The organism is Natrinema pallidum (assembly GCF_005890195.1).
Classification (GTDB): domain Archaea; phylum Halobacteriota; class Halobacteria; order Halobacteriales; family Natrialbaceae; genus Natrinema; species Natrinema pallidum.
In genome coordinates this window covers 2,584,196-2,605,136 of record NZ_CP040637.1, presented here as the reverse complement: position 1 = coordinate 2,605,136, position 20,941 = coordinate 2,584,196, and the positions used below count along the sequence as shown (strand labels likewise).

The following is a 20,941-nucleotide window of genomic DNA, read 5'->3' as shown; positions in this document are numbered from 1 at the left end:
AGATCACTATGACCGATGCAACCACCGACGCGCCGACCGACGCATCGACTGCCAACCGCGCCGTCGTCCTCCTGTCGGGGGGGATGGACAGCGCCACCGCCGCCGCCGAGGCCCGCAACCGTGGCTACGAACTCTATTGCCTACATACATCCTACGGCCAGCGCACCGAAGCCCGCGAACTCGAGTGCGCTCGCCGACTCGCCGCGGCGTTCGACGCGGCGGACTTCCTGCGGATCGAGACGGGGCATCTCTCGGCGATCGGTGCCTCGAGTCTCACGGACGACGAGATGCCCGTGGCCGACGCCGATATGGAGAGCGACGAGATTCCTTCGTCGTACGTCCCCTTCCGGAACGCGAACCTGCTCGCGATGGCCGTCTCCTACGCCGAAGCAAACGACTGTGACGCGGTGTTCATCGGCGCACACAGCGAGGATTTCTCCGGATATCCCGACTGCCGGCCCGCGTTCTTCGAGGCCTTCGAGGCTGTCGTCGATGTCGGAACGAAACCCGAGTCCGACGTCTCGATCGAAGCCCCGTTCGTGGAGTGGTCGAAGACCGATATCGCCGACCGCGGGATGGAACTTGACGTGCCCTACGAACACACATGGAGTTGCTACCGCGAGAACGAACCGGCCTGTGGTACCTGTGACGCCTGTGCCTATCGGCTGCAAGCGTTCCAGAACATCGGGGTTCGCGACCCGATCGAGTACGCCGAGCGACCGTCGTACGTCGACGACGCGTAGCGGCCCACGCCTTCCGAGGGCGAGTTGATCCCAGAGGGAACCGGAACGCGACGCCTGACCGGGAGCGGCGATCGATGACGACGGTCATCGCTACCACGCCGCCTCGAGTACGCCCGCGATCTCGTCGGCGGTGGGATCGAGCCCCGACGGCGCGTTGGCCATTAACGGATCGTCGAGAATCGCTGCCGCGACGGCGGCGAACCCGTCCGGCTCGAGGCCGTCGACGTCTCGGAGTCGCGACGGGAGACCGAGTCCGTCCCGGATTGCCGTTACCGCGTCGACGATCGCGGCCTCGTGGTCCGCGGCCTCGTCGACGCCGAGCGCGTTCGCGAGCCGCGCCGGCCGGGCGTCGACGCCCTCCTCGTCGAAGAGATACGCGAGGACGTGGGGGACGACGATGCCATGGGCGACTCCCTGCTGGATGTCGGCCGTCCGCGTGAGCGCGTGGCCGAAGGCGTGGACGATCGAGAGCGTGGTTTCGCCGGGCCGGGAGATGCCATACTGGACGAGTACGATCCCTTCGAGGATCGTCTCGAACGTGTCGCTATCGCGCTTTCCGTCGCCGAACGCGTCGAGTCCGCGCTTGAGCGTCTCGAGGCCGTGTCTCGCCGTCGCGTCGGTCACCGGCGTCGCAGTGCTCGCGTACAGCGTCTCGATCCCTTTGTCGAAGCCGTTCATCGCCGATCCCGCGAGCACCGAGTCGGGCGTGGTCGCAACCAGGTCCGGATCGTAGACCGCGGCCGCGGGCATCAATTCCGGGTCCGAAACGCCGCCGCTGAGTTCCTCGTCGACCAGCCCGGACGCGGGTGCGGCGGTGACGCCGGCGGCCGTCGAGAGATCGGCCCCGGCCAGCGTAGTCGGGACCGTAACGATCGGGGGCAGGCCGTCCTCCGGGACGGTGATCGTTCCCCTCTCGGCGAGTTCCGTCGCCACGTCCGCCCCCATGCGGTCGCTCGCCGCGAGGACGCTGATGACCGTTGCGATGTCGAGACTGCTGCCCCCGCCAAGACTGACGAGGACGTCCGCGTCGGCCGCCTCGAGTCGCGCTCGCCCGTCGAGGGCCGTCTCGAGGCGCTTCTTCGGCGTCGTTCGGTCGAACACGCCCGCCAGCCGGTCGCCCAGTCCCGCTCGGACGGGATCGATCACCGCCGGCGTGGTGCCGACCGTCGAGCCACAGACGATCAGGGCGCGCTCGAGACCCTGCGCCTCGAGTTCCGCGGCGAGGCCGTCGACGCAGCCGGGGCCGAACCTGATCGTCGCGGGATCGTACTCGAACCGGACGGCCGGATCGCGGTCGCCCGCGTCGGAACCTGTCATGGCCGGCCGTACGGCTCCAGTGGTGGTAAAGGCTCGAGCCCCGGCAGCCTGACGGCACTCGATACCGGTCCGTGTCGGTTTTGCTGAGCCGAGCATCGGGAACGCGGCCGCGTGAGCGCGATCCCCGCCGGCTGTGTGCGACATCCCGCGAATCTCGACCCCCGCACGCGGCGCGACCCAACGGAGTAGGACGACTCCGCGGTGGTATCGCTCTGCACGTCCTCGAGGCGGCGGTCGCTCACTCCAGTCGGTCGCTCGCCGCTTCGAGCTCCGCGCGGGTATTTATGTTTTTGAAGGTCTCGAGCGGTGTGTACTCGCGGAGTTCGTCCTCGTCGAGGACGACGTAGTCGAGGGTCAGCAGGGGCTCGGTGATGTTGCGCTCCCCGCGTTCGAGGGCACGCTCGCAGGCGTCGATCATCGGCGCGGCTCGATAGACGGCCTGGGTGGTCTGGAACCATCGGTCGTCGAGCCGCGGCACTGCGGCCTCGCGGCCGGCGGCCCGCTCGAAGAGGGACGTGACGAGCGCCGGCTCGACGAAGGGCATGTCGCAGGCGACGACGACGGCGTACGCTCCGGTCGCCGCCCGGAGGCCGGTCATGATGCCCGCCATCGGTCCCCGGTCCGGCACCGGATCGACCGCGAACGTCGCGTCGGGGCCACCCTCGAGCGCGTCCTCGATCGCCGGGACCTGCTCCTCCCGACAGTTGACGACGAGACCGTCGACGACCGACTCGAGCCGGTCGACGACCCGGCGGATCATCGGCGTGCCGGCGAGGTCGGCGACCGCCTTGTCAGCCTCGCCGAAGCGGGTCGAGTAACCGCCGGCGAGGACGACGCCCGTACGCTCGTCGCGGCCGGTTTCGCGGGACATGGTCGACCGTTCGTCCACCGGTGGGAAAAGGGTGCGGACGCGCTCGCCGGCGAGTGTCAGTCACTCCCGAGACGGCGCTCCCGCTCGAGCGTCGTCACGGCGACGCCCGCGAGCACGACGAGGCCGCCGCCGACCGTGATCGCGTCGGGGACCTCCGCGAGCACGACGAACGCGAGCAGGGTCGCGCCGACCGGCTCGCCGAGCCAGGCCACGCTGACGACGACCGACTCGAGGTGGGCGAGGGCCCAGTTGCTCACCGTGTGGCCGAGGACGCCGGGGCCGACGGCCAGGCCGAGAAAGAGCAGCCACTCGCGAGCGGGGTAGCCGACGTAGGGATGACCCTGCACACCGACCAAGAGACACAGGGCGATCACGCAGGCACCGTAGACCACGGTCACGTAGGGAAACACCGGAACGCGTTGACGGATCGAACGACCGGCGAGCGTGTAGCCGGCAACGGTTACCGCGCCCAGCAAGGCGAGGGCGTTGCCGTAGGCCGTCGCGCCGGTAAGGGCCCCGCGTCCGGCGTCGCCCAGCGACATTGCAGCGGCCCCGGCGATGGTGACGACGATCCCGACTCCCGTCACGCGGCTGATCCGTTCGTTCAAAAGGAGGGCGGCCCCGAGCGCGACGAAGACCGGCTGGACCTGGACGATCGTGACGCTCGCGGCGACGCTCGTGTGACCGAGGCTCTCGAACCAGGCCGCGAAGTGGATCGCCAGCGCGACGCCGGCCGCGACGGCCCCCACGAGGTCGCGTCGCGAGAGTCGCGCGAAGGCCGCGCGGTGACGGGTGACGGCGATCGGTGCGACCAGTACCGTAGTAAAGAGCACCCGGTAGAAGGCCGCGACGGAACTCGGGGCCGCGCTCCAGCGCACCAGAATCGCGCTCGTACTTGCGGCGAACACCGCGACGGCGAGCGCGACCGCCGGCGTCGCCTCGAGGGTTCGGGTCACGTCCGTTCCGACTCGCTTGAGGGATCAAACGGGTTCCGAAACGGACTGCCGGTCGCTACTCGTCCGGCAGCCGGGTGCCGCGGTAGATCGACGCGAGTTCGAGGTCGACCGCGTCCAGTCCGACGATGATGTCCGCATCCGGATCGAGGTCCTCGGCCTCCCATCCCTCGAGGAACGCGACGGCGTCCTCGCGGTCGGCGTAGGGACGCGGGTCGATCCCCATCGGATCATCGGCGGCCTGCTTGTCGGTGATGAGGACGAAATGGGCGTCAGTTGCATCGATCAGATCGCCGGTCTCGTAATCGGTCGTCCAGGCATCAACGATCGGGGAGTCCGGCGTCGACGAGACGAGATAGGCGAACAGACAGCCCGGCGATTCGACGGTCGCCGCCAGCCCGTTTTCGTGGACGAGTTGCCCGTTCCCGAAATACTGAGTCAGTCCCATGCCACAGACCGCACAGGTATGCTCGTCCGTGATTTCGACGGGACCCTCAGCCACGCCCTTGAGCGTCGGTTCGTACACGTGTGCCGGCGAGTCATCGGTATCCGTCCCGCCGCTGCCGGGTTGGGTGCCCCGGAGACAGCCTGCGATACTCGCCGCCGCGCCCGTGCCGAGCACGCCCAGCAGTCCCCGGCGGTCCAGCCCCTCGTAGTCAGCCATGCCCGACTCTACCAACCGGATCGGCAAAACGAGCCTGGTACACCTCTCGAAGCCGATCGGCGCGGCACGGGCCTCGACCGCTCACTCTAACTGTGCTTTCGCCAACCGATGGCGCGCCCGGAACATGACTTCGAACCCGAGCCGCGAGAGCGGCGCGATCGCGTCGCCGAGTCCGCCCACCGGGAGTTCGTACTCCACGTGATCCCGAAGTATCGTTCGCTCACCGTCGGCGAAGAAGGAATGGGTGTGTTCCCAGTGGTCGAACGGCCCGTAGACCATCTCGTCGCGAAAGTACGCCGAGCCGTCCTCGCGCTCCCGAGCGGTGATCATCGAGGTCCAGTGCTGGCGCGGTCCCACTCCGAACGGCCGCATCGACAGCGCGACCTCCGAACCCGGCTCGAGCACGGTCGGGTCCGGCTCCCCGTCCGGGCCGATCACGCGCTCGACGCGCAGGTGCATCCAGTCCGGAGTCACCGCCTCGAGCCCGGAAATCCGCGAATTGAACGCCCAGACCTCCTCGAGCGGCGAGTCGACGGTCGTTTCGCGATCGTACGTCTGCATGAACCGTCCGGGTCTACGACGGCCAGCGTGAAAACGTGACTCCCAACGACGGGCGACGGTGGGGCGACGGCCGAGCGGGTTACTTCAGTCGCTCCTGCAGGAAAGAGGGATGGGCCGCGGTGACGCCGTCGATCTCGAGCAACTCCTCGGAGATGGTTTCGCCGAGCGAGTCCCCGTCCTCGGCGCGCACTTCGGCCATCAGCATGTGGTCGCCGCTGGAACTGTACAGCGCTTCGACTTCCGAGAGGTCCTTGATCGCCTGCGTCGCCTCGACGTAGCGTTCGCTCGCGACGTCAAGCCCGACCAGTGCGATGGTCTTGCTCGAGAGTTTCTTCGGATCGATGTCGGCCGAATAGCCGACGATGACGCCCTCCTCCTCGAGTTGGTTGATGTATTTGCGCACGGTCGGTTTCGAGACGTTCGCCCGCTCGGCGATCTCGGCGTAGGACGCCTGGGCGTCCTCCTCGAGAACCTCGAGGATGCGATCTTCCGTCGCCTGGGTACTCATGCGTATACGTTTTGCTCCGGCGGAAAAATATCTTTTGAATACGAAAACGACGGATATCCGAACGGAAGACGGCGCGAGAACGGACGTGGAGCCGGTCGTTCGGATCGGTAATCGGCGGACTTATTCGCCCGGTGGGCCCAGATCCGACACGGAATGGTCGATCCGAATCTCGTCAGTGGCGTGGTCTGGGTCCTCTGTGGACTCGCAATTCTGGGTCTCGGCTCGCTGATCGCCTTTCGCGGCCGGGTCGACCTGCATGCGAACTACGACGAGTCGGTCGATCCGGCACACGTGTCCCGGTGGGCCGGCGGGACAGCCCTGCTCATGGGGGTGCTCGTCGTGGCCTACGGCGTGCGCGAGATCAGGTACGGCTTTCAGCCCCGCTTGCTCGCCGGGCTGGTCGTCACCTTGCTCGTCCTCAGCTACCTCTCGAAACTGTTCGCCGGCGGGTTCGGCGCTGGCGACTAACTGATCGGCGTGTCTCCGTCGCGGAGTCAGCGGCGACGGTCGCGACCCGCCGGCGGTGACACGGAACGGACCGACGAGTTAATGATGGCAGATAGGTGAACTAGATAACATGTTCGACAGCGATGGTGACTTTGCCACTGCCCTCCCCGCCGTGGCGCTGGTACTCGTTTTCGTACTCGGGGGGTGCCTTGCACTCCCGAGTGACGACCCCGCGCCGTCGGATCTCGAGCGGGAGATCACCGCGGCCGATCCTCCAGCCGACATCACTGCGACGGTCGACGTTCGCCGGACGGTCGACGGCGAGACATCGCAGTACACGGAAGCCGTCTGGCTTCGTGCCGACGGTGCGAGCCGGATCGAAACCACTGCCGGCGGGACCGAAACGGTCATCGTCGACGATGGCGACCGTCGCTGGCACTACGACGCCACCCATGACTGGGCGACGCGCCTCGAGACCGATCCCGCGGCCATGTCGTATCTCGAGGGAGTATATGCACAGCAAGCGCGGTACCTCGAGCGCTACGAGATCACGGCGGTCGAGGAAACGTCGCTCGACGGCCGGGACACCTATCACGTCACGTTCGATCTCCCCGCAAACGAGACGATCGAGCGGTCGATCAACGTCCTGATCGACGACACCGAGTACGTCGTGCCGTTGGCGACCAGCGAGCGGGCCCCCGTCGAGCGCGCCGCCGATCACGTCGAGGTCTGGTACGACCGGGAGACGATGTTCCCCATCAAGCACGCCGTCGAGGGCGACGGGGTGACACTCGAGCGGACCTATCGAAACCTCTCGATCGACCCCGGGATCGACGACGACCGCTTCACGTTCGACCCGGCAACCGACGGAAATGGGACTGCAGTCCGGGACGTTGTCATGCCGTCGATCGACTCGTACGACAGCCTCGAGGCGGCCAATCGGAGCGTCCCGTTTGCGGTTGCCGATCTGCCGGCCGACGCGGTAACCGAGACGATCGAACGCGATGAGATCATCAGATACGAGTTCCCCGACGAGAACCGAACGCAGGTCTCCGTCCGGTATCGGCTGCCGAACGACGAGTCGCTCTCGGTGTCGACGAGCGACGGGCCGCGGCGACTGGCGATCGGCGGTGATGCAGTCACGCTCGGAACCGTGACGGGGACGATTGCCGAAACCGACGAGGCAACCGAACTGCAGTGGGCCTGTGGCGATCGGTACTACTCGGTGTTAGTGAGCCACGCTTTCAAGGATGGAACGGCGCTTCGGATCGGCAAGGCGCTTTCGACCGACTGTTGAGTCCGTCCGGTATCCGATCGACGATGCCCGTCGCGGATAACGTCTCTTGAACTGATCCGACTGAGTCCGGCGCTGGCGCTCTCGCAATCGATCGACTGTGGCTGGATCTCGACCTGAGCCGGTCGCACCCGTCCACGGGATGTGACGCGTGCAAAAGACGAACCGCGGGACAGTCGGCGGCTGGTCTACGTGTGGCGCTCGAGCAGGTCGTAGCTGCGTTCCCACTCGGCGTCGTCGTCGAAGTAGCGCTCGGCCAGCGGCTCCTCCGGAAGTTCGCCGACGGCGGCTTTCTCTTCCTGGTAGGACGGCCGGTCCTCGTCGACGTAGTAGCGACCGGTCAGGACGGTTCCCTCGTTGAGGACGTCCTCGGTCTCGTGCATCATCTCGGCGGCCTCCTGTCGGTCGGTGACGTCGAAGTCGTAGTCGTCGGACTCCTGAACGTCGATGTACGGGACGTACTGACGCGCGTCCTTGTTCCAGGTCGGACACTGCGTCAGGAAGTCGACGTGAGCGAAGCCATCGTGTTCGATGGCCTCCGCGATGATCTCCTTGGCCTGGTTCGGGTTGACCGCGGCGGTGCGGGCGATGTAGCTCGCACCGGAGGTCAGCGACTGCGACAGCGGTCGGATCGGCGTCTTCGCGCTACCCGAGGGCTGGGTCTTGGACTTGTGCCCCTTCGGGCTCGTCGGCGAGGTCTGGCCCTTCGTCAGGCCGAAGATCTCGTTGTTGAACACGATGTAGGTCATGTCGTGGTTCTCCCGAGCCGTGTGAACGAAGTGGTTGCCGCCGATGCCGTACCCGTCGCCGTCACCGCCCGCGGCGATGACTTCGAGGTCGGTGTTGGCGAGCTTGGCGGCGCGGGCGACGGGCAGTGAACGCCCGTGGATCGTGTGGAACCCGTAGGTGTCCAGATAGCTGTTCAGCTTGCCCGAACAGCCGATCCCGGTGACGGTCAGTACCTCTTCGGGGGTCTTGCCGACTTCCGGCAAGGCCTGTTTCAGGGACTTCAGGACGCCGAAGTCGCCACAGCCCGGACACCAGGTCGGCTGTGGTTCGACGCCGGGGGTGAACTCGTCCCGGTCGATCTCTCGCTCCTCTCCGATTGCGTTGAATGCGCTCATTGTCAGTCACCTGCAGCAGGTTCGATTCGTACCTGTGCGGTCGGTTCGCGGTCCTCGTCGGCGAGATTGACCTCGTAGCCCTCGACGATTTCGGCGGGCTCGAACGGGTTGCCGTTGTACTTCAGCAGACTCGTGAGCTTCTCACCGAACCGCCCCAGCTCCTTCTGGAGCAGGCCGCGGAACTGCGCCGTGGCGTTCATCTCGACGACCAGCGCCTCGTCGACGCTCTCTAAGAACTCGGTCACCTCTTTCTCGGGGAACGGCATCATATCGGAGACGCTGAGCCCCTTGACGGAGTGGCCGTTCGCGTTGAGCCGCTCGATGGCCTCCTCGACCGCACCCTGTGAGGAGCCCCAGGTGATGATGCCGTACTCGGCCGTCTCGTCGCCGAAGTAGGTTTGGGTGGACTCGCGTTCCTCGTCGAGTTCCTCGCGGATCGACTCGAGCTTCTCGAGGCGGCGGTCCATCTGGGCGACGCGGTTGTCGGGGTCCTCGCTGATGTGGCCGACCGGACTGTGTTCGTTGCCGGTCGCGAGGAAGCGCCCGCCCTTCTGGCCGGGGATCGACCGCGACGCGACGCCGTTCTCGGCGTTCTCGTAGTCGAAGCGCTTGAACTTCCCGGAGTTGTCGTGGGCGGCCTCGCGGAGTTCGTCCTCGGTCAGCGTCGAGCCCAGATCCGGCGAGACCTCGCGGTCGAAGAACTCGACATCGACGTTGGTGTTCTCGCCGGAGAGTTTCTGGTCGTAGATGATGATCGCCGGAATCTGGTAGTCCCAGGCGATGTCGAAGGCCAGTCGTGTCTGTTCGTAGGCCTCTTCGATATTGCCCGGTGCAAAGACGACCCGCTGGGAGTCGCCCTGGCTCGTGTAGAGCACGTGCTCCAAGTCGGCCTGTTCGGGCTTCGTCGGCATCCCCGTCGAGGGGCCGGCCCGCATCGCCTCGATCAGGACGACGGGCGTCTCGGTCATCTCGGCGAGTCCGAGCGGCTCGCTCATCAACGCGAAGCCGCCGCCGGAGGACCCGGACATGGCCTTGACGCCGGCGTGGCTCGCGCCGACCGCGAGCGCGGCTGCAGCGATCTCGTCTTCGACCTGTTCGGAGATGCCACCCATGTCGGGGAAGTTCTGGCTGAGGATTGTGAACACGTCTGTCCACGGCGTCATCGGGTAGCCGGAGATGAACCGGCAGCCGGCGTCGATCGCACCGTAGGCGATCGCGTTCGAACCCGACAGCAGGGCCTGTTCGGTATCGTGGGTTCCCTCGGGGACACGCAGGTCGTGCTCGAACTCGTACTCCTCCCGGGTCGTCTCGTAGGCCTCGTGGAGAATCTCGAGGTTGGACTCGAGAACATCCCCGCCCATGGCGTCGGCCATCAGGTCCTCGATGTGCTCGAGATCCATATCGAGCAGCGCCGCGGTTACGCCGACGCCGGCAGTGTTGCGCATGACCTCCCGGCCGTGTTCCCGCGCGAGTCCGCGCAAGTCCATCGGGAAGACGTGCCAGTTGTTCTCCTCGGCACGGGCCTCGAGATCGATCGCCTCGATGTCGTCCTCGCCGATGAGACCCTCATCGTAGACGATGATCCCACCCTCGCGGAGATCATCGAGGTTCTCCGAGAGGGGTTTGATCTCTTCGTTCCCGTAGTAGGCTTCCTCCTGCGGATTGCGGGCGAACGAGTCACCCAGCGAGAGCAGGAAGTTGTAGCCGTCACCACGTGACTGTACTTCGTGGTCCGCGGCCCGAATCTCGACGTACGTGTGGCCGCCGCGGATCCGCGACGGATAGTGGCGGTGTGTGAATACGTCGAGTCCCGAGCGCATCAGCGCCTTGGCGAAATTCTGGCTCGTCGAGTCGATCCCGTCGCCGGAACCGCCCGCGATTCGCCAGATAAGTTCGTCGCTGCTCATAGGTGGATCAGTGGCCAGTGGCCAACCGTACTCGGAATTTGCTCCACATAACCTAAAGACTTTGCTATAGATTACCAAGGAACTTTCGTGAAGAATGGACATCCTTTGAAGAATATGTATGAACGATCATTACTATATTTACGAGACGCGTTCATAATTGCCCACATTCGCGCGCCGGACGATGTCGTCAGTTCCGACCGACTTGTGCTCGAGAACCGGCCGCGAATCGCCAACCGCCCGCGCCACTCGCCGGTCGTGGTCCTGTGTCGCCAACCCCCACACGACGGCGTCCGCTCGAGTCGGTCCACAGACGCCGCGATATCGACCAGTTCCGATGCGACGAATCGCTCGACGTAGCCGTCGACGACCGTGTCGCACTCGGCAACCCTCCTCGAGAAGAGTGCGCCGTCGTTCTGTCGTGTGACGTGGGCGAGTTCGTGGGCCAGCAGGTGTTGGCCGTCGGCCGACCGGGGATCGTACTCGCCCGCATTGGCGACGATCGCGTTGCCGCAGGTAAACGCCTCGCGTCGACGGATTCGGCGGCCTGAGCGGCTTTCCCGCCGGTGTGGATGCGCACGTCCGAGAAGTCCGCGTCCATCCGCTCCTTGAGCGACTGCCGAGGGTTCGGCTCGAGGGGTATGCTGCCGCTGCCGATAGCGACGAGTATCTGATCGGATCGCTCGTTCTGGGGAGGGTGGCTTGTAGCGTCTGTCGGGTGTTTAATTCGCACTATTGTCATTCCGCTCTACTACCGATCTACTTGCTTCGAAAGATAGTTTAGAAACAGTGACGCACCGCACTGCTCGGGGACGGACGCCAGCGTCTGCGTCTCGCCGGTGACTTGGTGGCGAACCGTTCTGGTTAGACGTTCTCCCAGTCGATCTCCGCGTCGGGATCGTGATAGGGCTGGAGAAAGTCGTAGCGCTGGAACTGCATCGTGTTGATATCAGTACCTGGCCCCTGAACACGGAACGGCTCTGGTGGCACCATTCCCATATGTACAAAGCAATCCCGTATTTGGCATTTGATGTGCTGGACGACGTACTCCTGAAGGTCCTCGATCGAGTCGGGATCGTACGGAACGATTTCCAGACGGCAATCCGGATCGTCATCGATGTCCGGCAGTTGATCAGGGTCCTGGTGAATTCCCTTGCCGATCCGCCATCTCGGATAGACCGTCGGCGTTGCACGAATCCACTGCTCGGGATCGGTTTCATCGATGAACCCTTCTAAATCGTACTCCTCGGCTAGCGACGGGAACTTCTCGAGCAGACCGACCGATCCTGTCGGTTCGCTCTCGAGGAGTTCGGCAGCGTCTTGGAGGTAGGCGATGACATCCTCGTCCGTCAGCGATGTCGCCAACTCGGCCAACTCCTCGTCCTCGAGACCGAGATAGATCTCCTTAGCGTAGACGAAAAACGTGTCCTCTCGAACGTCGTCCTCGACGTGTACGACCGGTTCTTGATCGGTGTTGTGACTCTTCAGTTGGCGATAGAGATCACCGAAGTGATCTTCGAACGCGTTCGTCGAAAGCGCCGCAACAATTATAGCAGCGTGGAGAAGCCGGTCCGGGTTCTTGTCGACATCTAAAGTATCGTATCCTCGTTCCCGATAGACGTAGTACTTCGCATATTGTTGTGCTTGTCCGACGTGTTTCATCCCTTCTGGTGAGCGTTCGTCCGGGTCGTCGGCATACCCATCCTGATCATGATAGGGAATATCCCCAGTTTCTTTTTCAATCGTGATATCATGCTCTATTCCGGTGTGGTCATTCACATATATTTTCACATAATCTTCATCTTCTCCCTCAATTTTTGCATCCATCATTCATCACCTTGGTTATAGGGATCCTCAGTATCACCAGTCTGGCTCCCGTACGTTACATCATCGAAGTGGGTGGCAAGTTGCTTGGCAAGTGCAGAATTTTTGCCAAGCCGTTCGGCGAACTCCTCGCTGTCGGCGAGTGCCGTCCCGAGTTTGCCGGCGATGGCGTCGGGAACGCTGGTGTCGTCGCCGACGATTCCGTCAGAGGCAGCCCCGCGGAGCATCGGTGCGACGGTCGCCGTCGCGATTCCCGTCAGTGCGGCTGCCCCGACGGTGCCGCCACTCAGAACCGTTGCCAGTACCCCCGCACTAGCCAGTCCGCTCGCAACGAGGCCCTCGGTTGCATTTTTCGCTCCCTTCTCATCGAGGGGGTTGAGATTTGTGACCGCGTTCTGGAGTCGCTCCGTGAGCGACTGGGACCCTTCGGCGGTCTCCTCGAGATTTACATCGATCGGCCCGTTTTCGAGGTTCGATAGCCTCTCGTCGTGATCATTGACGGATTTCTCGACGTCTTCGACGTCCTCAAGCCGGGAGTCGATGTTCTTCTTCTCGAGTTCTTGGCCAACCAATTTCTTAATTTGTGACGGTGTGTAGGCACCATCATCAGTGGACCGCTGAATCTGAATCTCTGCACCCATCCGGTTGATGGTCAGTGGCTCACCCGCCAACACCTCCGTTGCCGCCTTGTCGGCTTCCCGCTCTAACTGCGGGTCGGGGTCGATCTCGAGAGGAGGAGCCACCAGAGACATGGGGAGTGTTAGTTAGACGCTCTCCCAGTCGATATCAGCGTCGGGGTCATGGTACGGTTGATAGAAGTCGTAGTGTTGGAACTGCATCGTATAGAAGTCAGTTCCCGGTCCCTGTACTCGAAACGGCTCCGGTGGGACGATGCCCATCCCGACGAAACAATCCCGAATCTGGCATTTGATGTGCTGGACGACATATTCTTGAAGGGCCTCAATCGAGTCGGGGTCGTACGGAACGATCTCGAGACGACAATCCGGATCACCGTCGATATCCGGCAACTGGTCGGGATCTTCGTGGAGTTGCGTTCCGATTCGCCATTTCGGATACAGGGTCGGTGCGGCTCGAATCCACTGACCGGGTTCGTCGACGCCGTGGAAGGGGTCGATTCCATGCTCGGCCGCGAGATCAGCGAACTCCTCGATAAGTTCCGGGGAGCCAGCCGATGCATCGTCAAGTAACGATGCGGCCGCTTGTAGATATGCTCTGGCGTCAGCATCCGTCAGCGACGTTGCGAGTTCTGCTATCTCGGAGTCGTCAAGCCCCAGATAGATCTCTTTGGCATAGACAAAAAACGCATCCTCCCTGACCTCGTCCATCACGTCAACGACCGGGTCCTGATCCGTCCCATGACTCTTCAGTTGCTGGTAGAGATCTCCGAAATACTCCTCGAACTCCTCCCTCGAGAGTGCTCCCACGATGATTGCAGTCTGAAGAAGGCGATCCGGGTTCTCGCTGACGTCGAACGTGTCGTACCCGCGCTCTCGATACACGTGGTATTTTGCGTACCGAGCAGCATGACCAACGTGTTTCTTCCCCTCCGAAGAGCGCTTATCCGGGTCGTCGGCATAAGCATCTTGATTATGATGATATATCTCACCATCCATTTCCATCTCTATCAAGTGCTCTTCTCCATTATTATCAATAACACTTAATCCAACGGCGATATCGTCTTCACCAGTGATAGTTGCCTCCATCCTTAGTCACCACCCGTGGTACTGTTAGAGAGCCCTCTCGAGTCATTGTCACCAGTCTGATCATCGTGCGTTGCGCCATTGAGCTGTTGGGAGATTTTCTTGGCAAGTGCAGGATTTTTGCCAAGTCGTTCGGCGAACTCCTCGCTGTCGGCGAGTGCCGTCCCGAGTTTGCCGGCGATGGCGTCGGGAACGCTGGTGTTGTCGCCGACGATTCCGTCAGAGGCAGCCCCGCGGAGCATCGGTGCGACGGTCGCCGTCGCGATTCCCGTCAGTGCGGCTGCCCCGACGGTGCCGCCACTCAGAACCGTTGCCAGTACCCCCGCACTAGCCAGTCCGCTCGCAACGAGGCCCTCGGTTGCATTTTTCGCTCCCTTCTCATCGAGGGGGTTGAGATTTGTGACCGCGTTCTGGAGTCGCTCCGTGAGTGACTGGGACCCTTCGGCGGTCTCCTCGAGATTTACATCGATCGGCCCGTTTTCGAGGTTCGATAGCCTCTCGTCGTGATTATTGACGGTCCCTTTGACGTCTTTGATCTCCTCTTCGACGTCCTCAAGCCGGGAGTCGATGTTCTTCTTCCCGAGTTCTTGGCCAACCAATTTCTTAATTTGTGACGGTGTGTAGGCACCATCATCAGTGGACCGCTGAATCTGAATCTCTGCACCCATCCGGTTGATCGTCAGTGGCTCACCCGCCAACGCCTCCGTTGCGGCCTCGTCGGCTTCTCGTTCTAACTGTGGATCAGGGTCGATCTCGAGGTCCGCATTCGATTTTGGCTTCATCGAGAGCGGCGCGCCGCCGTGTTGCTGTTTGACGTGGGCGAGTTCGTGGGCCAGCAGGTGTTGGCCGTCGGCCGACCGGGGATCGTATTCGCCCGAATTGAAGACGATCGCGTTGCCGCAGGTAAACGCCTTCGCGTCGATCGATTCGGCCGCTTGAGCGGCTTTCCCGCCGGTGTGGATGCGTACGTCCGAGAAGTCCGCGTCCATCCGCTCGCCGAGTTTGCGCTGGATCGAGAAATCGAGGGGCATACCGCCGCTACCGATGACGTCCAGGACCTCGTCCTCGGTCGTGTCCGCACCCTTGAGCGGGCTCTGATTCTGCTGTTCGGTTGAAGGCTGGGAAATCGGACCGAGACTGAGTAGGTCGTTTTCGTCGATCAGCGTAGGAGCTGTTGAGGCAGTGCCAGCGAGTGCGTTCCGTGGGGAAGTTGGCCGATTGGTCATCGTGGGCGATATCGTCGACCGAACGGTGCTCGAGCAGGGGATCGTTTTCGAGTGAATGGAGACAGTATTCGACGATTCGAGGTTGGAGTTAGAGCGGAACCGGCGCGCGGTAGCCGGGGATGTCGGCTTCCGGGTCCCAGTAGTCCGGATAGAAATCGAAGTGGCGGTATTTCCCGGTGTATTTGTACTTGCCGTGGCCGAGCGTCCGATACTGACGTGGCGGCTCGAGACCCATTCCGATGAAACAGTCTCGGATTTGACACAGGAGGTTGTGACAGAGGTAAAATCCGAAGACGTCCTCGTCAAATTGTGCCGGAATGAGTTCGATCGTCGCGTCGGGGTCGCGGTCGAAGGGGTCGGGTCCCTCGATCGTCCGATCATCGTTGGTGTCTTCGTAGTACATCGTATCGATCCCGGAGACACCCTCGATGGTGAGATCAACCGAATCGCTGGTACCACCCAGCAGTGAGTGAACCGACGACATGAAGCCACCGCTTCCAGTTCCCGAAATCGGGTTCCCGCCGCTCAGGAGGTCATCCACGGCATTCTCGTCGAGAATCTCGCTCGCCGGCTGCTGTAACTCCTTGCGGAACGTCTCCAAGTCTTCCTCGAGATAGACGTGCTGTTTGTAGACGAGTGCCTCCTGACTGTAGACCTCCGGGGGGAGGTCCAGCGGTGGCTCGATCTCCGGGAAATCGTGGCTCGCGACCTGCTCGAACAGCGTCCGGAAGTGGCGATCGAACGCCTCTTCACCCAGATCGAGGATCGCTAGCAGGACGGCCGCGATCCGGTCAGGATTCTCCGTATTCGGGATCGTATCGTAATCTAGCTCTCGATAAACGTGATATCGGGCGAAGCGGCGGGCTTGCGAGAAACTTTCATCCTCTTCATTTGTACGTTCTGATGGCTTCGGATATGTATCTGATTTATGGGCTTTTATTTCTCCATTAAACCCAACAACCGTTCTATGTTCCATCTCACGATCATCGATAATTTTCAGCCCTACTCCCTCAGCAATCTCATCTTTTATAGTCCCTTCCATGATTACAGCCCAACCTTCCCAAGCAGCCCATCTTCGTCTGATTCTTCCGCCTCTTCACGCTGTCCTTTCTCGTCGTCGTTGAAGATCGAAAGTCGATCTTTGAGACTCTTGAATCCGTCACCCAGTTTCTCGAGCATTCCCGCGCCGTCGATGGCCTGCTGGAGGCCGTAGGTGCCACCAGCGAGAACCGCTGTCAGGCCGGCAGCGGCCACGACATCACTGTTTTGAGCGAGCGTCGGCAAGAGTTCCATCAGCATCTCGTTGCCCGCGATGGCGTCACCGAGATCAGTCTCGGTCGCCGCTCGCGTCCCCGCGGTGATCCCACTGGCCCCGACAGCTGCAACGGCACCGGCCGTCTTGTCCGTCCAGCCACTGTGCACTTCGTCCTCGAGCGCACGCAGGTTGGATTTCGTGTCCTGAATCTCCCGCTGATTTTGAGTGACGGTTTCCTGCAGGTCGACCACCGCGTCAGTAAGCGTATCGAGCCCCTCATAGGTCATCGACTCGGCGCTCTTCGCCACTCGCTGGACGTGAACGTCGGTCCCCATCCGATTGATCGTCAGTGGCTCACCCGCCAACGCCTCGGTGGCCGCCTCGTCGGCTTCCCGCTCTAACTGCGGGTCGGGGTCGATCTCGAGGTCGGCGTCCTCTTGGGGCATCATCGAGAGCGGCGCGCCGCCGTGTTGCTGTTTGACGTGGGCGAGTTCGTGGGCCAGCAGGTGTTGGCCGTCGGCTGACCGGGGATCGTATTCGCCCGAATTGAAGACGATCGCGTTGCCGCAGGTAAACGCCTTCGCGTCGATGGATTCGGCCGCTTGAGCGGCTTTCCCGCCGGTGTGGATGCGTACGTCCGAGAAGTCGGCGTCCATCCGCTCGCCGAGTTTGCGCTGGATCGAGAAATCGAGGGGCATGCCGCCGCTGCCGATGACGTCCACGACCTCGTCGGGGACCTCGTTTTCGGTCGTGTCCGCACCCTTGAGCGCGCGCTGGATGTTCTCCTCGCGGATCGAGAAGTCGTCGTCCCCGAGAGCGGGGACGGCGGCCGGGTGCTCGACTGCGCCCGGATGCTCGACTGCACCTGGATGTTCGACGGCGGCCGGGTGCTCGACTGCGCCCGGATGCTCGACTGCACCTGGATGTTCGACGGCGGCCGAATGCTCGACGACATCCGGCCGGTCGACCGCATCCGGGTGCTGCTTGCGCGTCCGCTGGACCGGACCCGTCGTCGTTGTGGTCCTGCTCGATGATTTGGACTCAGACTCGGACTCGGACTCGCGTTTCGACCGGGTGTGCTTCTTATGTCCCATCGCTGTTCCCTCCCCGCCCGCCGTAGCGGACCATCGCGGGTCCGTCGTGGAATCGACGGCTCATTTGCTTCCACTTGCTCCTATCATAGTATAACACTTTCTCTCCGCGTAGTACACGGGGCGACACCCGTTGAAGAATCGACGCCGAGACGTTACTCCGTCGACACCACCGACTCGAGGCGAGGACGGGGTCGTATCCGCCGTGTGAGGCGTCAGCAGTCGAAACGACGGCGGGGAAGGCTGGAAGCGTCCGCGATCGTCACGGCCGGGATCGATGTCGACGGGGGAGGAGGAGTCGGGTCCGGCCGTGGGTCGCGGTCCAGCGCAGCGATCCGGATCGGTCGCCGCCATGACGCGGCCGCTCGAGCGAGCGCGGCGAGGTGCACCCTCGCCGGTGCCGCCGTCGTCCGAGCCAGCCGACAGGGCTATCGCTCCCGGTCGGAAATGACTCGAAAACGCACCTCGGACGCACCGCTCTTCGTCTCGAGCGAACGGACTGTCGGGCGAGACGTTTATGTCTCGGGAGCGGATACGCAATCATGGCTTCGACCTCACCGGGTTGGAAGCCACGTCTCGGGTGTCCTTAGCACCCGGGGCATTTCAGCGCATGCCCCCCGCGACTGTTCTGGAGACGACAGCTTCCACCAGGGGCTATTACCTATAGTGACTTATATCTAGTGGCGACCGACTGGAACCATCCCCGTCGGAGACGGGTCCGGCGTCGAACGGTCCCATCGAACAGGACGACCCCTGTCCCCTCATGTCGGGTTGGCCGACCGACTCTGGTGGGAGCGGGGCGGCATCCACACGGGTCACCGCGTGCGGAGTGGCCAGTGCGGGCCGGGATGTCGCTTACCGATACCGACTGCGGGTCGATCCGAGAAGACGAACGCGCGGCCCGTCGAACTACTCGTTGCGCGGGCTGCTTGGGTGGTACTCGGTGTCGTACTCGCCGGGCCGGTCGTCGACGCGGTCGGGGTTGAGCCGGCCCGACAGCAGCATGAAGTCGACCAGCGTCAGCGCGAGCATCGCCTCGACGACGGGCACGCCCCGCGGCGGGAGCACGGGGTCGTGGCGGCCGATGACCTGCTCCTCTTTGAGTTCGCCCGTCTCCCAATCCGCAGTCTGCTGGGACGTGGGAATCGAGGTGGGTGCGTGCAGCGTGACCTCGCCGTAGATCGGTTCGCCGCTCGAGATGCCGCCCTGAATCCCGCCGTGGTCGTTCTCGACCGGCGTCGGATCGCCGTCGTCGTCGAACGCCCACTCGTCGTTTCGCTCCGTGCCGGTCCACTCCGCCGCCTCGGTACCAAGCCCGAACTCGAACGCCGTCGTCGCCGGCACCGCCATCATCGCCTGCCCGAGCCGCGCCGAAAGGGAGTCGAACCGGGGTGCGCCGAGGCCGACCGGAACGCCTTGCGCCTCGAAGTAGATGCTGCCGCCGATGGAGTCGCCCGCCTCCTGGTACTCCGCGATCCGCTCTTGCATCCGCTCGGCGGTCTCGGGGTGAGCACAGCGGACGTCGTTCTCCTCCGAGTGCTCGAGAATGTCCGCGAAACTCACGTCGGGCGCTTCGATGTCGCCGATCTGATTGACGTGAGCTTTGAGTTCGATCCCCTCCCGTGCGAGAATCTTTTTCGCGATCGCGCCCGCGGCGACCCAGTTGACGGTCTCCCGGGCCGACGAACGGCCGCCGCCGCCCCAGTTTCGCGTGCCGAACTTCGCCGAGTACGTGAAGTCGCCGTGCGAGGGCCGTGGCGCGGTGATGAAGGGTTCGTACTTGCCCGAGCGGGCGTCCTTGTTCTGGATGACCAGGCCGATCGGCGTCCCCGTCGTGTAGCCGTCCTGAATCCCCGACTTGATCGAGACCGCGTCGGGTTCGCCGCGGCTGGTCGTGATCATCGACTGGCCCGGCTTTCGCCGGTCGAGGTCCTCCTGAATGTCCTCCGCCGAGAGCTCGAGGCCGGCGGGACAGCCCGAGACGGTACAGCCCATCGCCTCCCCGTGGCTCTCGCCGAACGTGGTCACCTGAAAGAGGCGACCGAAGCGGTTGCCGTTCATTACCACGTCTTCGGAGACGGGGCCACTTAGCGGTGCAGGTTCGCGCACGAACTGCGATCGAGCGTCCGTCCCTCGCTCGAGAAAGTCGCTCCCTCGTCGCAGCATCGAGTACCCTCCGCGACCGTTCGGCACCGATGGACGGACCCGACGGAAGGGCCTCGGGTGACGGCCCCCCAGACGAAGTGGCTGCGGTTCGACATCGTGGGTGCGATTCTCCGGGCCGCCTTTCTCCTCCTCGTCGTCGCGGCCCGCCGCACGCCATCGATGAGTTATTTCACCGCCCATAGCGTAGCGTGTCGAAATGAACCACGCGGGAGACGACGCGGCCGCGTTTCGATGACTCGAGGGATGAACGCATGACCTCGGTAATCGACCTGTTCGTTCGAGTCGCCGGCGAAGACCCGGTGATCCAGGGGCTCCTCGGCGGGATCGTTATCGCGGCGTTGAACCTGTTCGGGGCGTCGCTGGTGCTCGTCTGGCGCGATCCATCGGAGCGCGCACTCGACGGCGCGCTCGGGTTCGCGGCCGGCGTGATGCTCGCCGCGGCCTTCACGAGCCTCATCGTCCCGGGAATCGAGCAGTACTCCGGCGGGAACCCGATTCCGACGCTCGTGGGCGTCGCGCTCGGGGCGATCTTTCTGGATCGGGCCGATGGGCTCGTCCCGCACGCACATTATCTGTTGACCGGGAACAGGCGGGCGGACGAGGCGAATCCGAGCACGTCCCTTCCGCTCGATCGCGATCGGTTGGCTCCCGTCGTCCTGTTCATCCTGGCGATCACGCTTCACAACATGCCCGAGGGACTGGCCGTGGGCGTCGGCTTCGGCTCGGGCAACGTCGAGAACGCGATCCCGCTCATGCTCGCTATCGGCATCCAGAACGTTCCCGAAGGGCTCGCCGTCTCGGTGGCCGCGATCAACGCCGGGCTTGACCGACGCTTCTACGCGGCCGTCGCCGGCGTGCGTTCGGGGCTCGTCGAAATTCCGCTCGCGGTGCTGGGGGCGCTCGCAGTGAGCGCCGTCGAGCCGATCCTTCCCTACGCGATGGGGTTCGCTGCAGGGGCGATGCTCTTCGTCATCTCCGACGAAATCATCCCCGAAACCCACATCCACGGATACGAACGGACCGCGACGCTCGGACTGATGGCCGGCGTGATCGTAATGCTCTACCTCGATGTCAGTTTCGGATAGCAACTCCCCGACTCGAGCGACCGTCGGCCGGAGACGGCGGTGACCCCCGCCCCGTGACGAACCGCGCTCCCGTCCGAACGACCCGTGCACGATCGGTTCCCGCGGCGATCGCACCTCACGAACTGATGCGTTATATCTACATAACTTACGAATATCCATGATACTGCATATCAGAATAAGATTATAT

The 20,941-nt window shown here is 63.5% G+C and carries 19 protein-coding genes and 1 pseudogene; 4 read left to right on the top strand and 16 right to left on the bottom strand.

What is annotated here, in order from left to right; genetic code table 11:
* Nucleotides 1-8 precede the first annotated feature (8 nt).
* Entirely contained in the window at nucleotides 9-743 is a 735-nt protein-coding gene (gene queC / locus FGF80_RS12850) for a 7-cyano-7-deazaguanine synthase QueC (RefSeq protein WP_138654430.1), read from the top strand.
* 90 nt (nucleotides 744-833) lie between these two features.
* On the opposite strand, the gene FGF80_RS12845 is transcribed toward queC, so the two are convergent.
* The 6 genes from FGF80_RS12845 to lrpA1 form a co-directional block, all read right to left on the bottom strand.
* Complete coding sequence (locus tag FGF80_RS12845) at nucleotides 834-2,060, bottom strand: iron-containing alcohol dehydrogenase family protein (RefSeq protein WP_138654428.1); 1,227 nt, start codon at nucleotides 2,058-2,060, stop codon at nucleotides 834-836.
* 238 nt (nucleotides 2,061-2,298) lie between these two features.
* Entirely contained in the window at nucleotides 2,299-2,931 is a 633-nt protein-coding gene (gene mobA, locus FGF80_RS12840; RefSeq protein ID WP_049908033.1) for a molybdenum cofactor guanylyltransferase, read from the bottom strand.
* A 56-nt stretch (nucleotides 2,932-2,987) separates the two neighbouring features.
* Nucleotides 2,988-3,887, bottom strand: coding sequence for a DMT family transporter (locus tag FGF80_RS12835; protein WP_138654426.1), 900 nt, complete (start codon nucleotides 3,885-3,887; stop codon nucleotides 2,988-2,990).
* 55 nt (nucleotides 3,888-3,942) lie between these two features.
* Nucleotides 3,943-4,548, bottom strand: a complete 606-nt coding sequence (locus FGF80_RS12830) for a nitrous oxide reductase accessory protein NosL (RefSeq protein ID WP_138654424.1) — start codon at nucleotides 4,546-4,548, stop codon at nucleotides 3,943-3,945.
* Nucleotides 4,549-4,629: 81 nt separating this feature from the next.
* A complete protein-coding gene (locus FGF80_RS12825) occupies nucleotides 4,630-5,109 on the bottom strand; it encodes an SRPBCC family protein (protein ID WP_006185319.1) in 480 nt (159 codons plus the stop codon).
* 79 nt (nucleotides 5,110-5,188) lie between these two features.
* Complete coding sequence (gene lrpA1 / locus FGF80_RS12820) at nucleotides 5,189-5,617, bottom strand: HTH-type transcriptional regulator LrpA1 (RefSeq protein ID WP_006185318.1); 429 nt, start codon at nucleotides 5,615-5,617, stop codon at nucleotides 5,189-5,191.
* Nucleotides 5,618-5,770: 153 nt separating this feature from the next.
* On the opposite strand from lrpA1, the gene FGF80_RS12815 reads away from it, so the two are divergent.
* Together FGF80_RS12815 and FGF80_RS12810 are read left to right on the top strand one after the other, a co-directional pair.
* The gene (locus tag FGF80_RS12815; RefSeq protein ID WP_006185317.1) at nucleotides 5,771-6,085 is read left to right on the top strand and encodes a hypothetical protein; all 315 of its coding nucleotides are present in this window, start codon (nucleotides 5,771-5,773) and stop codon (nucleotides 6,083-6,085) included.
* A gap of 109 nt (nucleotides 6,086-6,194) precedes the next feature.
* Nucleotides 6,195-7,361, top strand: a complete 1,167-nt coding sequence (locus FGF80_RS12810) for a LolA family protein (protein ID WP_138654422.1) — start codon at nucleotides 6,195-6,197, stop codon at nucleotides 7,359-7,361.
* Nucleotides 7,362-7,546: 185 nt separating this feature from the next.
* Here FGF80_RS12810 and FGF80_RS12805 read toward each other — a convergent pair whose 3' ends face one another.
* From FGF80_RS12805 to aroC, 10 genes and pseudogenes are all read right to left on the bottom strand, one after another.
* Complete coding sequence (locus tag FGF80_RS12805) at nucleotides 7,547-8,482, bottom strand: thiamine pyrophosphate-dependent enzyme (protein WP_006185315.1); 936 nt, start codon at nucleotides 8,480-8,482, stop codon at nucleotides 7,547-7,549.
* Nucleotides 8,483-8,484: 2 nt separating this feature from the next.
* On the bottom strand, nucleotides 8,485-10,389 hold the full coding sequence (locus FGF80_RS12800; protein ID WP_138654420.1) for a 2-oxoacid:acceptor oxidoreductase subunit alpha: 1,905 nt from the start codon (nucleotides 10,387-10,389) through the stop codon (nucleotides 8,485-8,487).
* Nucleotides 10,390-10,781: 392 nt separating this feature from the next.
* Nucleotides 10,782-11,128: pseudogene (locus FGF80_RS19420) on the bottom strand (eCIS core domain-containing protein); the annotation flags it as partial.
* Nucleotides 11,129-11,250: 122 nt separating this feature from the next.
* Nucleotides 11,251-12,048: a hypothetical protein gene (locus FGF80_RS12790; protein ID WP_138654418.1), complete on the bottom strand. Its 798-nt coding sequence runs from the start codon at nucleotides 12,046-12,048 to the stop codon at nucleotides 11,251-11,253.
* Nucleotides 12,049-12,212: 164 nt separating this feature from the next.
* Nucleotides 12,213-12,953 (bottom strand): hypothetical protein, encoded by a 741-nt coding sequence (locus tag FGF80_RS19235; protein WP_175417031.1) that lies wholly within the window; start codon nucleotides 12,951-12,953, stop codon nucleotides 12,213-12,215.
* A 21-nt stretch (nucleotides 12,954-12,974) separates the two neighbouring features.
* On the bottom strand, nucleotides 12,975-13,934 hold the full coding sequence (locus tag FGF80_RS12780) for a hypothetical protein (protein WP_138654416.1): 960 nt from the start codon (nucleotides 13,932-13,934) through the stop codon (nucleotides 12,975-12,977).
* 2 nt (nucleotides 13,935-13,936) lie between these two features.
* Nucleotides 13,937-15,157, bottom strand: a complete 1,221-nt coding sequence (locus tag FGF80_RS19620; protein WP_238705288.1) for an eCIS core domain-containing protein — start codon at nucleotides 15,155-15,157, stop codon at nucleotides 13,937-13,939.
* A gap of 88 nt (nucleotides 15,158-15,245) precedes the next feature.
* Complete coding sequence (locus FGF80_RS12770; protein ID WP_006185308.1) at nucleotides 15,246-16,133, bottom strand: hypothetical protein; 888 nt, start codon at nucleotides 16,131-16,133, stop codon at nucleotides 15,246-15,248.
* A 68-nt stretch (nucleotides 16,134-16,201) separates the two neighbouring features.
* Nucleotides 16,202-17,506 carry an eCIS core domain-containing protein gene (locus FGF80_RS19615; RefSeq protein ID WP_238705287.1) on the bottom strand — a complete coding sequence of 435 codons (1,305 nt, stop codon included), beginning with the start codon at nucleotides 17,504-17,506 and terminating at the stop codon, nucleotides 16,202-16,204.
* A 906-nt stretch (nucleotides 17,507-18,412) separates the two neighbouring features.
* A complete protein-coding gene (gene aroC / locus FGF80_RS12760; RefSeq protein ID WP_006185303.1) occupies nucleotides 18,413-19,564 on the bottom strand; it encodes a chorismate synthase in 1,152 nt (383 codons plus the stop codon).
* 356 nt (nucleotides 19,565-19,920) lie between these two features.
* On the opposite strand from aroC, the gene FGF80_RS12755 reads away from it, so the two are divergent.
* Nucleotides 19,921-20,754 (top strand): ZIP family metal transporter, encoded by an 834-nt coding sequence (locus FGF80_RS12755; protein ID WP_006185302.1) that lies wholly within the window; start codon nucleotides 19,921-19,923, stop codon nucleotides 20,752-20,754.
* Nucleotides 20,755-20,941 lie beyond the last annotated feature (187 nt).